9 protein-coding genes and 2 tRNA genes are annotated in these 13,952 nt (G+C 65.4%); 7 read left to right on the forward strand and 4 right to left on the reverse strand.

Translation table 11 applies throughout. The annotated features are described in order from the left end of the window. The first annotated feature begins 89 nt into the window (after positions 1-89). The 5 genes from clpP (at position 90) to ABY44_RS11325 (ending at position 5,180) form a co-directional block, all read left to right on the forward strand. Positions 90-743, forward strand: coding sequence for an ATP-dependent Clp endopeptidase proteolytic subunit ClpP (gene clpP, locus ABY44_RS11305; protein WP_010092137.1), 654 nt, complete (start codon positions 90-92; stop codon positions 741-743). Positions 744-907: 164 nt separating this feature from the next. After that, on the forward strand, positions 908-2,179 hold the full coding sequence (gene clpX / locus ABY44_RS11310; protein ID WP_006489345.1) for an ATP-dependent Clp protease ATP-binding subunit ClpX: 1,272 nt from the start codon (positions 908-910) through the stop codon (positions 2,177-2,179). Between the two features lie 197 nt (positions 2,180-2,376). Next, positions 2,377-4,800 (forward strand): endopeptidase La, encoded by a 2,424-nt coding sequence (gene lon, locus ABY44_RS11315; RefSeq protein WP_011352361.1) that lies wholly within the window; start codon positions 2,377-2,379, stop codon positions 4,798-4,800. 204 nt (positions 4,801-5,004) lie between these two features. After that, positions 5,005-5,080: transfer RNA gene (locus ABY44_RS11320), tRNA-Val, on the forward strand. A 23-nt stretch (positions 5,081-5,103) separates the two neighbouring features. Continuing rightward, positions 5,104-5,180 (forward strand) — tRNA-Asp (locus tag ABY44_RS11325). A gap of 228 nt (positions 5,181-5,408) precedes the next feature. On the opposite strand, the gene ABY44_RS11330 is transcribed toward ABY44_RS11325, so the two are convergent. Next, entirely contained in the window at positions 5,409-6,800 is a 1,392-nt protein-coding gene (locus ABY44_RS11330) for a DUF1254 domain-containing protein (RefSeq protein WP_060174327.1), read from the reverse strand. A gap of 602 nt (positions 6,801-7,402) precedes the next feature. Between ABY44_RS11330 and ABY44_RS11335 the strand changes: the two genes are divergently transcribed. Continuing rightward, positions 7,403-9,337, forward strand: a complete 1,935-nt coding sequence (locus ABY44_RS11335) for a SurA N-terminal domain-containing protein (protein ID WP_060174326.1) — start codon at positions 7,403-7,405, stop codon at positions 9,335-9,337. Positions 9,338-9,404: 67 nt separating this feature from the next. Here the strand turns inward: ABY44_RS11335 and ABY44_RS11340 are convergent, their stop codons facing one another. Beyond that, on the reverse strand, positions 9,405-10,079 hold the full coding sequence (locus tag ABY44_RS11340) for an arylesterase (RefSeq protein WP_027787160.1): 675 nt from the start codon (positions 10,077-10,079) through the stop codon (positions 9,405-9,407). Here ABY44_RS11340 and ABY44_RS11345 point away from each other — a divergent pair. Beyond that, the gene (locus ABY44_RS11345; RefSeq protein WP_021163968.1) at positions 10,078-10,791 is read left to right on the forward strand and encodes an ABC transporter ATP-binding protein; all 714 of its coding nucleotides are present in this window, start codon (positions 10,078-10,080) and stop codon (positions 10,789-10,791) included. The genes ABY44_RS11340 and ABY44_RS11345 overlap by 2 nt on opposite strands. A gap of 77 nt (positions 10,792-10,868) precedes the next feature. Here ABY44_RS11345 and pgi read toward each other — a convergent pair whose 3' ends face one another. Both pgi and ABY44_RS11355 read right to left on the reverse strand, forming a co-directional pair. Continuing rightward, positions 10,869-12,491 (reverse strand): glucose-6-phosphate isomerase, encoded by a 1,623-nt coding sequence (gene pgi / locus ABY44_RS11350; RefSeq protein ID WP_060174325.1) that lies wholly within the window; start codon positions 12,489-12,491, stop codon positions 10,869-10,871. Between the two features lie 111 nt (positions 12,492-12,602). Beyond that, positions 12,603-13,952: NAD(P)H-hydrate dehydratase (locus ABY44_RS11355; RefSeq protein WP_431641195.1), on the reverse strand; the 1,350-nt coding region annotated here is incomplete at its 5' end.

The raw sequence follows: 13,952 nt of genomic DNA on the forward strand, positions 1-13,952 counted from the left end.
TTTACGTCAAGCGCACGGTTGCCATTAATATGGCGATTGAGCGGGCGGCTTCCTTCCGTTCAATTTTCCATTCGAACAAGGTTCATTGAATGATCACTCGCGCTGAATTGCTGGACATGCTTGCTTCGAACGCGCCGCAAGGTTTCGAGGCGCAAGCGCTGGGGCTGGTGCCGATCGTCGTCGAAACGAGCGGCCGCGGCGAGCGTTCGTACGATATCTATTCGCGTCTCCTGAAGGAGCGCCTGGTGTTCATGGTCGGCGAAGTGAACGACCAGACCGCCAACCTCGTGGTCGCGCAGTTGCTGTTCCTCGAGAGCGAGAATCCCGACAAGGACATCAGCCTGTACATCAACAGCCCGGGCGGGTCGGTGTCGGCCGGCATGGCGATCTACGACACGATGCAGTTCATCAAGCCGGACGTGTCGACGCTGTGCATGGGTCTCGCGGCCAGCATGGGCGCGTTCCTGCTCGCATCGGGCGCGAAGGGCAAGCGTTTCGCGCTGCCGAACTCGCGCGTGATGATTCACCAGCCGCTCGGCGGCGCACGCGGCCAGGCATCGGACATCGAGATCCAGGCGCGCGAAATCCTCTACCTGAAGGAGCGGCTGAACCAGTTGCTCGCGCAGCACACGGGCCAGGACGTCGAACGCATCGCGCGCGACACCGACCGTGATAACTTCATGTCGAGCGAGGATGCGAAGGCGTACGGGCTGATCGACCAGGTGCTGCTGAAGCGCCCGTGAGCTTAAGTGGGGTGCCGCCCCGATTCGTGCGGCGCCCCTGCGACTTCCCGAACGCCCAGAGCATCTGCGGCAAGCGCATCCGGTCGGCTCCGGTCGCGCCCTAGGCGCGGTGCCCGGAGCATTCGGCGTATCATGTCATTTACCTGTCCGGAGGCTCTACATTCATGGCGGACAAAAAAGGTTCGAACAGCGAGAAGCTGTTGTATTGCTCGTTTTGCGGAAAAAGCCAGCATGAGGTGAAAAAACTCATCGCGGGCCCGTCGGTGTTCATCTGCGATGAATGTATCGACCTCTGCAACGAAATCATTCGCGACGAGGCGGCTGCCGCCGGCGTCGAGGCCAGCCTGTCCCGGTCGGATCTGCCGAGCCCGCAGGAAATTCGCGACATCCTCGATCAGTACGTGATCGGCCAGGAGCGCGCGAAGAAGATCCTCGCGGTGGCCGTGTACAACCACTACAAGCGCCTGAAGCATCTCGACAAGAAGGACGACGTCGAGCTGTCGAAGAGCAACATCCTGCTGATCGGCCCGACGGGCTCCGGCAAGACGCTGCTCGCGCAGACGCTCGCGCGGTTGCTCAACGTGCCGTTCGTAATCGCCGATGCGACGACGCTGACCGAAGCCGGCTACGTTGGCGAGGACGTCGAGAACATCATCCAGAAGCTGTTGCAGAACTGCAACTACGAGGTCGACAAGGCCCAGCGCGGGATCGTCTACATCGACGAAATCGACAAGATCAGCCGCAAGTCGGACAACCCGTCGATCACGCGCGACGTGTCGGGCGAGGGCGTCCAGCAGGCACTGCTGAAGCTCGTCGAGGGCACGATGGCGTCGGTGCCGCCGCAGGGCGGCCGCAAGCACCCGAACCAGGATTTCATCCAGGTCGACACGACCAACATCCTGTTCATCTGCGGCGGTGCGTTCGACGGCCTCGAAAAGGTGATCACCGATCGTACCGAGAAAACCGGTATCGGCTTCGGTGCGACGGTCAAGAGCAAGCAGGAGCGTGACGCGGGCGAAGTGCTGCGTGAAACGGAGCCGGAAGACCTGATCAAATTCGGTCTGATCCCCGAATTGATCGGCCGCCTGCCGGTGGTCGCGACGCTCGGCAAGCTCGATGAAGCAGCGCTGATGAAGATCCTGGTCGAGCCGAAGAATGCACTCGTCAAGCAGTATCACAAACTGTTCGCGATGGAGCGCGTCGAGCTGGAGATCCGGCCGGGCGCGCTGCAGGCAGTCGCCCGCAAGGCGATCCGCCGCAAGACCGGCGCGCGCGGTTTGCGTTCGATCATCGAACAGGCGTTGCTCGACGTGATGTACGAGCTGCCGACGATGAAAGGGGTCAGCAAGGTCATCATCGACGAAAACGTCATCGATGGCGACGGCAAGCCTTTGCTGATCTACGAGGACACGCCGAAGGTGGCGGGTTCGAACTGACCGGCTTGCCGACGATGTTCTGCGAAAAAGGCCGTTCATGAGTCCGTGGGCGGCTTTTTTTCGTTTATCTTGTGGGTAACTCTGACTCGACTCGCGGTGGTTACTTTCTTACCGAATATTTCCCGCACTTGAAGGCTTGCAATTCGTTGTGGCGGCCTCAATTACCGAACAATTGATTCCACTCATGGGGAAATGAAATGTCAGGCACCCAACTTCTTCCGCCGGAACGCATCACGCTCCCGCTGCTGCCGCTGCGGGATGTCGTCGTTTTCCCGCACATGGTCATTCCGCTCTTCGTGGGCCGGCCGAAATCGATCAAGGCCCTCGAAGCAGCGATGGAAGGCGGCAAGCACATCATGCTTGTCGCCCAGAAAACCGCGGCCAAGGACGAACCGACCGAAAAGGACATGTACGAGGTCGGTTGTATCGCCAACATCCTGCAGATGCTGAAGCTGCCGGACGGCACCGTGAAGGTGCTCGTCGAGGGCCTGCAGCGTGCGAAGGCGTTGTCGATCGAAGAGCAGGAAACGCAATTCTCCTGCGAAGTGATGCCGCTCGAGCCCGATCACGCCGACAGCGCTGAAACGGAAGCGCTGCGCCGCGCGATCGTGTCGCAGTTCGACCAGTACGTGAAGCTGAACAAGAAGATCCCGCCGGAGATCCTCACGTCGCTGTCGGGCATCGACGAAGCGGGCCGCCTCGCCGACATGATCGCCGAGCGCCTGCCGCTGAAGCTCGACCAGAAGCAGCACATCCTCGAGATGTTCCCGGTCATCGAGCGCCTCGAGCATCTGCTCGCGCAGCTCGAAGCCGAGATCGACATCCTGCAGGTCGAAAAGCGCATCCGCGGGCGCGTGAAGCGCCAGATGGAAAAGAGCCAGCGCGAGTACTACCTGAACGAGCAGGTCAAGGCGATCCAGAAGGAACTGGGCGAAGGCGAAGAGGGTGCGGATCTCGAGGAACTCGAGAAGCGCATCAACGCCGCGCGCATGCCGAAGGAAGCGAAGAAGAAGGCCGACGCCGAGCTGAAGAAGCTGAAGCTGATGTCGCCGATGTCGGCGGAAGCCACCGTCGTGCGCAACTACATCGACACGCTGATCGGCCTGCCGTGGCGCAAGAAGAGCAAGGTCAACAACGACCTGTCGAACGCCGAGCAGGTGCTCGACGAAGATCACTTCGGCCTCGAGAAGGTGAAGGAACGCATCCTCGAATATCTCGCGGTGCAACAGCGCGTGGACAAGGTCAAGGCGCCGATCCTGTGCCTCGTCGGGCCCCCGGGCGTCGGCAAGACCTCGCTCGGCCAGTCGATCGCCCGTGCGACGAACCGCAAGTTCGTCCGGATGGCGCTCGGCGGCGTGCGTGACGAAGCCGAGATCCGCGGCCACCGTCGTACGTATATCGGTTCGATGCCGGGCAAGATCCTGCAGAGCCTCACGAAGGTCGGCGTGCGCAATCCGCTCTTCCTGCTCGACGAAGTCGACAAGATGGGCATGGATTTCCGCGGCGATCCGTCGTCGGCGCTGCTCGAGGTGCTCGATCCGGAACAGAACCACACGTTCGCCGACCACTACATCGAAGTCGACTTCGACCTGTCGGACGTGATGTTCGTCGCGACGTCGAACTCGCTGAACATCCCGCCGCCGCTGCTCGACCGGATGGAAGTGATCCGTCTGTCGGGCTACACGGAAGACGAGAAGGTCAGCATTGCCCAGCGTTACCTGCTGCCGAAGCAGAAGAAGAACAACGGGCTGAAGGAAGGCGAGATCGAGGTCACCGAGCAGGCGATCCGCGACATCATCCGCTACTACACGCGCGAAGCCGGTGTGCGTTCGCTCGAGCGGGAAGTGTCGAAGATCTGCCGCAAGGTCGTGAAGATGCTGCTGCTGAAGAAGGCATCGGGCGCGATCAAGGTCGACGGCGAGAACCTCGATACCTTCCTCGGCGTGCGCAAGTACGACTTCGGCCTCGCGGCGAAGGAAAACCAGGTCGGTCAGGTGACGGGCCTCGCGTGGACGGAAGTCGGTGGCGATCTGCTGACGATCGAAGCCGCGGTGATGCCGGGCAAGGGCAACGTGATCCGTACGGGTTCGCTCGGCGACGTGATGAAGGAGTCGGTCGAGGCGGCACGTTCGGTCGTGCGCTCGCGTTCGCGGCGTCTGGGCATCAAGGACGAAGCGTTCGAGAAGCAGGACATCCACATCCACGTGCCGGAAGGCGCGACGCCGAAGGACGGTCCGTCCGCCGGCGGTGCGATGACGACCGCGCTGGTGTCGGTGCTGACGGGTATCCCGGTGCGTGCCGATGTCGCGATGACGGGCGAAATCACGCTGCGTGGTGAAGTCCTGCCGATCGGCGGCCTGAAGGAGAAGCTGCTCGCAGCGCATCGCGGTGGCATCAAGCTCGTGCTGATCCCGGAAGAGAACGTCAAGGATCTCGCCGAGATTCCGGACAACGTGAAGAACGCGATCGAGATCGTGCCGGTCCGCTGGATCGACAAGGTGCTTGAACTCGCGCTCGAGCGTTCGCCGACCCCGCTGCCGCCGGAAGAAGAGGCGAAGGCGGCGGCACCGGTCGCCGATGCGGCGAAGGATGCCGGCTCGACGGAATTCGTCAAGCACTGAGCATCGGAGCGCCGTTCGTTCTGACGGTTGTTCACGAAACCCGCGGCCTGGCCGCGGGTTTTTTTATGCGCCCCGGAATCGTATGCGCGAGCGTGGAAAATATTCGCGTCGGGGCTTTGCAAAATGATCGGGGATGAATTAAACTTGCGGGCTCGCTGGTTGTTGATGCCGAAACGCAGATCGCAGCCAGAACGAATCGGAAACGGGTGCTTAGCTCAGCTGGTAGAGCGGCGCCCTTACAAGGCGTAGGTCGGGGGTTCGAACCCCTCAGCACCCACCAGTTTCCTGATTCAGCCAGACCAAGGAGCGGTAGTTCAGTCGGTTAGAATACCGGCCTGTCACGCCGGGGGTCGCGGGTTCGAGTCCCGTCCGCTCCGCCAAACAAACAACAATGCCCGCCTCGTGCGGGCATTGTTGTTTGTGCGTTCGGTTTGCGCCAGATCGCGGGCGCAAACCGAACGCACAAACGGCGGGGGAAATCGTCTGCGCGGCTTCCGGGGCGCGCCGCCGTCAGAACGGAAAACCCGCGACCGCTCGAACGCGGTCGCGGGTTTTTCATGCTTTCTCGCCGCAGAGGCGCCGGTTTTTCCGGCTCGCGCGGGGAGGTATTACTGAGCGCGTATTACCGGCGGCAACTTGTAGGTTCCGTTCAGGAGCGGGGCGTCCGGCAAGTAGGTGCGCAGCGTCAGATTGAACGCGCCGGCAGGAGCCGGCAGCCAGTTGCTGGCGGGTACGCCCGCGGGTCGCACATGGCTGATGGTGAGCACGAGCGAGCCGTCGCTCGCGAACTGAAAGTTCGACGCCGGATAGGACAGCGCATAGATTCGATCGGGATTCGGATAAAAGAAAGCCTGCGCCTGGTTCGTGCCGGCGTACAGCGTCAATGACCAGAAGGCGCGCGCCGGAGGAAGCTGTCCCGCCGGGAACGTCATCTGATAGACGCCGTTGCCGTCGTAATTCGCCCCCGACGTGTTCGCCGCTCCCGTACTGGTGTAGTAGATCGCTTCGCTGCCGGGCAGCGCACCGAGGCCGTTCAGCGCAACGCGCGCCCGTAGCGTGTACTGGGTTCCGTAGTTGCCGACGTTGGCCGGGCCGCCTGTCCAGCCATTCGAGCCGGTACTCGTCTGGGCGGCGGCTTGCTGCGTTCCGCCGCCCGTCAGACTCGCCAGCGCCTCTGCCGCGCCTGCGTCGATCGATGCGACGTCGGCGGACGACGCGTTGAAGGTCTGCGCCGGGCCTATGCCTGTCACGTCGAGTGCGTTCGTCGCCTCGGCCGTATCCTGCGGCGTCGGCGGACTCTTTTTCAAGAGCCGGTTCACGTACTGAAAATACGACGGCCAGTTGGCATAACCGGGCGGCTTTTGCGTGTCCACGCTGTCCCACGCAGCGACACCGGTTCCAGCGGGGCGCGACACGACCAGTTGATTCTGAACGGCCCACGCGGCGGGGTAATCGTTCGCATCGCTCACGTAAGTCCGCGCCAGCGCCCACACCGCGTTGGTCGACGAGCGGAGCACGGTGACGCCTGCCGGGGCGGTTCCCTGCCAGTTCGGCCCCACGACCCAAAAGACCTTCGCGACACCGTTGTCGGCGCTCGTGCCGCGAATCGCGAAGTTGTTCGTATAGGCGTCCATCAGCGCGAGGGAGAAGTAGCGGGTGCCGCTGGCAGGCGTGTCGATCTGAACGGGGCCGGCGTCCAGTTGAAGCATGGCGACGGAATACAGCGTGTCGTGATTGGGCTTCGTCACCGAGGTGGACGAAGCGTCGGACAGCTGGCGACTGTGCACAAACGTATTCGGCGCAAGGCCCTGAGCGATGTAGCTCTGTCGGGTTGCGTAGAACTGGTACAGCGGAATCGTGAATAGCGTGGCACTGTTTGCGGCATTTTTCGTCGCGACGGGCGAAACGCCCGAGCTATCGACACTTTCCCCATTGCAGCCCGCCAGAAGGCCGACAGAGGCAGCGAATGCGACGAGGCGCGCGTGGTGAAGAAAACTCATCGAGTGGTGCGGTAGGGTTGAATGGTCGAATGGGCCGCACCCGTTCATCGTTTCGTCGACGAGCGTGGCACGGATTGCACGGCGCGAAAAGCGTATCCGGCTTGCGATGCGGCACGAACGATCTATTTTCGATATGCAAAGTCCGACGACTCGTTAGGGCGGTGTCGACCGATCGGCATCGTGCGGTTGATTCTTGTCGCCTTTCCGGTCGTCACGTTTCTCGCGGCCCATGCCGGGACGTACATGCCGGGCTTGTGCCGTGTGCTCCCGTGTCGGGCGCCTTCCGTTGGCTCGATTCGCGGCCCTGGCGGTGCCGTGCGGTCGTCGGCGCGAATGACGCCAGCCCCGCATTAGGCAAGCCGCTCCGCGAACGAGTGATCGTGTGCTGCCGCGAGCCTGGGCGGCCGCGATGGGGGCGATCATTGGGCGAGCTGCTTTCCGAACTTCGCGAGGAGAGGCGGGTGACGGTGCGTGGTCGGTTCTGAAAGACGGGTATTTTTGCCTGTACTTTCTGTGGCGATCGCCGCGGGCGCCGCCGCTTTTCTCCCGTTCCACCCCGTATGTTGTAATATCGGGCGTTTTGTCCAATTTTCCCGTCACGCATGCTCGATTTCTTCCGTAATCACCAGCGCCTGATGATGGCGCTCCTGCTCCTGATCGTGTTGCCGGGGCTGGGTTTCGTCGGGATCCAAGGCTTCCGCGGCTTCTTCGACGATAGCGCGAACGTCGCGGCAGTCAACGGGCACAAGATCACGCGGGTCGAATTCGACGGCGCGTTCCGCCAGCAGATCGACCAGGCGCGCCAGGCACTCGGCGGGCAGTTCGACATCAAGATGTTCGATACGCCCGAGCACCGCAAGCAGGTGCTCGACGGCCTGATCCAGCAACGCGTGCTGGCCGACGAGACCCAACGTCTGCACCTGACCGCATCGGACAACGCCGTGCGCGACGCACTGATGAGCGACCCGATGATCGCGTCGCTGAAGAAGCCCGACGGGTCGATCGACGTCGAGCGCTATGCGCAGCTGCTGTCGTTCCAGGGGATGACGCCCGAGCAGTATCAGGAGCGCGTGCGCTACAGCCTCGCGCTGCAGCAGATTCCGGCCAGCATCGTGTCGAGCGCGTTCACGCCGAAGAGCCTCGCGCAACGTCTGTCCGAACTCGCCGCGCAGCAGCGCGAAGTGCAGGCGCTCGTGCTGAAGACGAGCGACTTCGCAGCAAAGGTCCAGCCGACCGACGCGCAGCTCACCGCGTACTACGACGCGCACAAGCAGAGCTTCGCGACGCCGGAGACCGCGACGATCCAGTACCTCGTCTATTCGCCGGCGGCAGCGGCCGCGAGCGCGCAGCCGACCGACGCGGACATCAAGAAGTTCTACGATGACAACCCGACGCACTTCCGCACCGAAGCGCAGGTGCGCGTGAGCCACATCTTCATCGCCGCACCGGGCAGCGCAAGCGCGGCCGACAAGACTGCAGCGAAGACGAAGGCCGAGCAACTGCTTGCCGACGTGAAGGCGCACCCGGACCAGTTCGCGCAGATCGCGCAGAAGGACTCGCAGGATGCGCCGTCGGCCGCGAAGGGCGGCGACCTCGGTTTCATCACGCGCGGCTCGACGGCGGGCGGCAAGGCGTTCGACGATGCCGCGTTCGCGCTCAAGCAAGGTGACGTGAGCGGTGTCGTGCAGTCGGATCTGGGCTTCCACATCCTGAAGGCAACGGAAGTGAAGCCGGCGGCCGTCAAGCCGTTCGCGGAAGTGAAGGACCAGATCGCAGCCGACCTGAAGCAGCAGTACGCATCGAAGGCGTTCACGGACAACGCGGAAGGCTTCACGTCCACCGTCTACGAAAAGGCGAAGACGCTGCAGCCGGCCGCGGACAAGTACAAGCTGACGATCCAGACGGCTACCGTCACGCCGACGCCGAATCCGCAGTTGCCGCCGACGAGCCCGCTGAACAATCCGAAGTTCCTGGCCGCCGTGTTCGCAAACGACTCGGTGAAGAACCAGAACAACACGCAGGCGATCGACGTCGGCAACAACACGCTGATCTCGGCGCGTGTGACCGACTACAAGCCGGCTGCCGTGCCCGCGCTCGACGCGATCAAGGACGTCGTGCGCCAGAAGGTGGTCGCCGAGCAGGCTGCCGAACTCGCGAAGAAGGACGGCGCGGCGAAGCTCGCCGAACTGCAGAAGTCGAAGTCGACCGACGGGTTCGCGGCCGCGCAGAAGGTATCGCGTACGCAGTCGCAGGGCCTGACGCCGGCTGCGCTGAGCGCCGTCTACAAGGCCGATGCGAAGACGCTGCCGGCCTACGTCGGTGTCGATCTCGGCGCGGACGGCTATGCGATCTATCGCGTGAACGCGGTGATCCCAGGTTCGGCGGTCGATCCGCAGCAACTGGCGGCCGCGCAGCAGCAGATGGCGCAAGTCGACGCGCAGAGCGAAGGCGAAGCGTATCTCGCCGCGCTGCGCGATCGCTCGAAGGTGAAGCTGTACGGCTCGACGGCCAGCCAGTCGCCGGACGGCGACAACTGAGCGTCGTTTCGCCCGCAACAAAAAGCCCCGCTTCACGCGGGGCTTTTTGTTTTCCGGCGAGGCGGCGTCAGCCGCGCGGCTTGCCGAGCAGCGGTTTCAGCGCCGGCCAGACGTTGTCGAGCAGAATGCCCTGGGCCTGCTGCGCTGGATGCATCTGGTCGGCCTGGAACATCTCGGGCTTGTTCTCGATGCCGGCCAGCAGGAACGGCACGAGCGGCACGCCGAGATCCTTCGACAGCCGCGTATAGACGGCGTGGAACTTCTGCGTGTAGTCCGGGCCGTAGTTGGGCGGCACGTACATGCCGACCAGCACGACCCTGGCCCGCGCTTGCCGCGCACCGGCGATGATGTCGCGCAGGTTCTGTTCGGTCGTCGCGAGCGGCACGCCGCGCAGCGCATCGTTCGAGCCGAGCTCGACGACGACGATCGACGGCTTGAGCCGCTGCAGCACCGCAGGCAGCCGCGCGCGGCCGCCGCTGGTGGTGTCGCCGCTGACGCTGGCGTTCGCGACGCTATAATCGATTCGCTCGGTCGTGAGCCGTTGCCGCAGCAACGCCACCCAGCCGGTGTCGCGCGGCAGCCCGTATTCGGCCGACAGGCTGTCGCCGAGCACGACGATCACGGGCTGGCCCGATGTCGCGGCCGGTGTCGTCGCGGCGCGTGCGGGCACGGCGGCGGCCAGCAGCGTACCCAGCAGCGCGGCGATCGCCGCGCGTCTTTTCCAGCGAAATGTCGTGTCCATGTTCAAGATTACCGATCCGATCATCGAAGTCCATGACGTGTGCAAGCGGGTCGCCGACGCAACCGGCGAGCTGACGATCCTCGACGGCATCACGCTCGCCGTGCGGCCGGGCAGCAGTCTCGCGATCGTCGGTGCGTCGGGGTCGGGTAAATCGACGCTGCTCGGCCTGCTTGCGGGGTTGGACAGCGCGACGAGCGGCACGGTTCGCCTGCTCGGTCGCGCGCTCGACCAGCTCGACGAGGACGCGCGCGCTGCGCTGCGCAACGGCGCAGTCGGGTTCGTATTCCAGTCGTTCCAGTTGATGCCGCACCTGACGGCGCTCGAGAACGTGATGCTGCCGCTCGAACTGCAGGGCGGCATCAGTGCGCGCGATGCCGCCGATCGCGCCCGGGCGCTGCTCGTGCAGGTCGGTCTCGGCGAACGCACCGCGCATTATCCGAAGCTGTTGTCCGGCGGCGAGCAGCAGCGCGTCGCACTTGCGCGCGCATTCGTCACGCGCCCGGCGATCCTCTTCGCCGACGAGCCGACCGGCAGCCTCGATGCGGCCACGGGCCATGCGGTCATCGACCTGATGTTCGAACTGAACCGCACGAACGGTGCAACGCTCGTGCTCGTCACGCACGATGCCGAACTGGCACGCCGCTGCGCGACGACGGTGACGCTCGACGCCGGGCGCATCGTCGAGCCGCGCGCGGCGCAGCGCAACGGCTGAATGCATTTGCCGGCCGCGCGGCGTGCGCCGAGCGGCCGGCATGGGTATGACGCCGCTGCGTCAGTGCCTCAAACGCCTCAGCGCTTCAACGCCGCGCGGGCGCGCTCGATCAGCGCGGTGGTCGACGAGTCGTGCTTCGCCGGATCGACCGACTCGGCCGACAGGTCGGCTTCCACCACCTTGCCGAGAATCTTGCCGAGCTCGACGCCCCACTGGTCGAACGGATTGATGTCCCACACCGTTGCCTGCACGAGCACCTTGTGTTCGTACAGCGCGATCAGCGCGCCGAGCGTGCGCGGCGTCAGCGCATCGACGAGCAGCGTCGTCGTCGGGCGGTTGCCCGGGAACGTCAGGTGCGGCGCGAGCGCCTCCTTGCCCGGCCCCGCGACCTTGCGTGCTTCCTCCAGCGTGCGGCCGAGCATCAGTGCCTCGCTCTGCGCGAAGCAGTTCGCGAGCAGCTTCGGGTGGTGGCTCGCGAGCGGATGCTCGGGCGTCAGCACCGCGATGAAGTCGATCGGCACGATCGTCGGCCCCTGGTGCAGCATCTGGAAGAACGCATGCTGGCCGTTGGTGCCCGGCTCGCCCCACGTGACGGCCGACGTCGGATAGTCGACGAAGGTGCCGTCCAGGCGCGCGGATTTGCCGTTGCTTTCCATTTCGAGCTGCTGCAGGTACGACGGCAGGTAGTGCAGCGCTTCCGAATACGGCGCGACGAGATAGCTCTGCGAACCGAAGAAATTCCGGTACCAGATGCCGATCAGGCCGAGCAGCACGGGCAGGTTGCGCTCGAGCGGCGCCTCGCGGAAATGACGGTCCATGTCGTTCGCGCCGGCCAGCAGCTCGTCGAACTGCTCGGGGCCGATCGCGATCATGATCGACAGCCCGACCGCCGACCACAGCGAATAGCGGCCGCCGACCCAGTCCCACATTTCGAACACGTTGTCCGCGGCGATGCCGAACTTCACGACTTCGGCCGGGTTCGCCGACACGCCGACGAAGTGCTTTGCAAGCGCGTCCTCGGGGCAGCCGCGCGCGACGAACCAGTCGCGCAGCGAACGTGCGTTCGTCATCGTCTCGAGCGTCGTGAAGGTCTTCGACACGATGATCGCGAGCGTTTCCTCGGGATCGACCTGTTCGAGCACGCGTGCGAGATCGGCGCCGTCGACGTTCGACACGAAGTGCGTGGCAATTTCGGGCGTCGCGACGTGGTGCAGCGCGTGCACGACCATCTTCGGCCCGAGATCGGAGCCGCCGATGCCGATGTTGATCACGTGGCGGATGCGTTTGCCGGTGTAGCCCGTCCAGGTGCCGCTGCGCACGGCGCGAGCGAACGTCGCCATCTTCGCGCGCTCGGCGCTCACCTGCGCGTGGAACGGCGCTTGCGGATCGGTCGCGCGCAGCGCGGTGTGCAGGGCGGCACGGCCTTCGGTCGGGTTCACGATTTCGCCCGCGAACATCGCGTCGCGGCGCGCCTCGACACCCGCGTCGCGCGCGAGCTGGACGAGCAGGCGCAGCGTTTCGTCGTTGATGCGGTTCTTCGAGAAATCGGCCGCGAGACCGCCGCCCGGAATCGTGAAGCGTTCGGCGCGGGTCGGCGCGCGGTCGTGTTCCGGCGCGAACCAGTCGCGCAGACGGGCGTGACGGATCTGTTCGAAGTGGGATTGAAGGGCAGTCCAGGCGGGGAGCGAATTCAGCGTCATGGCGGTTCGAGTGAAGCGTGAATCGGGAGGAATGCCGCGCCGGCTCATCGGGATCGGAAGGCCGGCGGACGAGAGGGCCCGCCGTGCGGCGGGGCAGTCAGTATAGCGGCGTTATGTGTCGGCGCGCGGTGACGCATAAAAAAGGCGATTGACCAGCGTGCGGACCATCGGCGCGAGTTCGCCTGCCGTGAGTCCGGCCGGGCCGGTTCCGTTCGCGGTCAGCGTGTCGGCCGCGAGGCCGTGCAGGTAGACGCCTGCCAGCGCCGCTTCGTACGGCGCGACGCGTTGCGCGAGCAGCGCGCCGATCAGGCCGCCGAGCACGTCGCCGGTGCCGCCCGTCGCGAGCGCTGCGTTGCCGGTCGGGTTGATCGTCATGCGGCCGTCGGGCGCCGCAATCACCGTGCCCGAGCCTTTCAGCACGACGATGGCCGCATAACGTGACGCGAGCGCCTGCGCGGCCGCGAGGCGGTCGCGCTGAATCGCCGCCGTGTCGCAGCCGAGCAGCCGCGCGGCCTCGAGCGGATGCGGCGTCAGCACGCACGGATAACCGCGCGCACCGCGCGTGGCGACGGCGGCCGCGAGATCCGCATGCGTCGCGACGAGGTTCAGCGCGTCGGCATCGAGCAGCGTCGCGACGTCGTGGGCAAGCACGTCGCGCACGAGCGTCGCCGCGGCCTCGCGCGTGCCCAGCCCGCAGCCTGCGGCGATGGCGGTCATCGCGCCGGGGTCGAGGGTGTCGGCCGCGTGCAGCATCAGTTCGGGGAACGGCGGATCGTACGGCGGCGCGCCGGTGCCGAGGAAGCCGACATGCACCTTGCCGGCACCGGCGAACAGCGCGGCGCGCGCGGCCAGGATCGGCGCGCCGCACATGCCGGTGTCGCCGCCGAGTACCGCGAGGCTGCCGTACGTGCCCTTGTGGGACGCGAATGCGCGCGCGGGCAGAGCGGCGGCGAACCGCGCGGGCGCGTTCAGTACGATGGCCGGCGCGGCGGGTGGCGCGACGTCGAGCGATTCGACGTCGATCGCGCCGGCGAGATCCCGGCCTTCGCCGGTGTAGAGGCCCGGCTTCGCGCCAATGAAAGTGAGCGTGTGGGTGGCGGCGACGGCGACGCCCGCGCCGACGATCTGGCCCGTATCGCTGTCGAGTCCGCTCGGCACATCCAGCGCAAGCACGCGGCCGCCGCTGCGCGCATGCGCGGCGATGCGCGCGGCCTGCTCGGCGAACGCGCCGTCGAGCGCGCGGCCGAGACCGATGCCGAACAGTCCGTCGACCACCCACGCATAGCCGTCCAGCGAAGCAGGCGGCGTGGCCGACAGCGGCACGCCGGCGGCGCGCGCGAGGCCGAGCGCCCATTGCGCGTCGTCGGGCTTCACCGGCACCGGCATCCACGCCTGGGTCGCGACGCCGAGCTGCTGGAGGTGCGCGGCGGCAACGAGCGCGTCGCCGCCGTTGTTGCCAGG

Source organism: Burkholderia sp. ZZQ-2, from assembly GCF_050768715.1.
Taxonomy (GTDB): Bacteria; Pseudomonadota; Gammaproteobacteria; order Burkholderiales; family Burkholderiaceae; genus Burkholderia; species Burkholderia cepacia.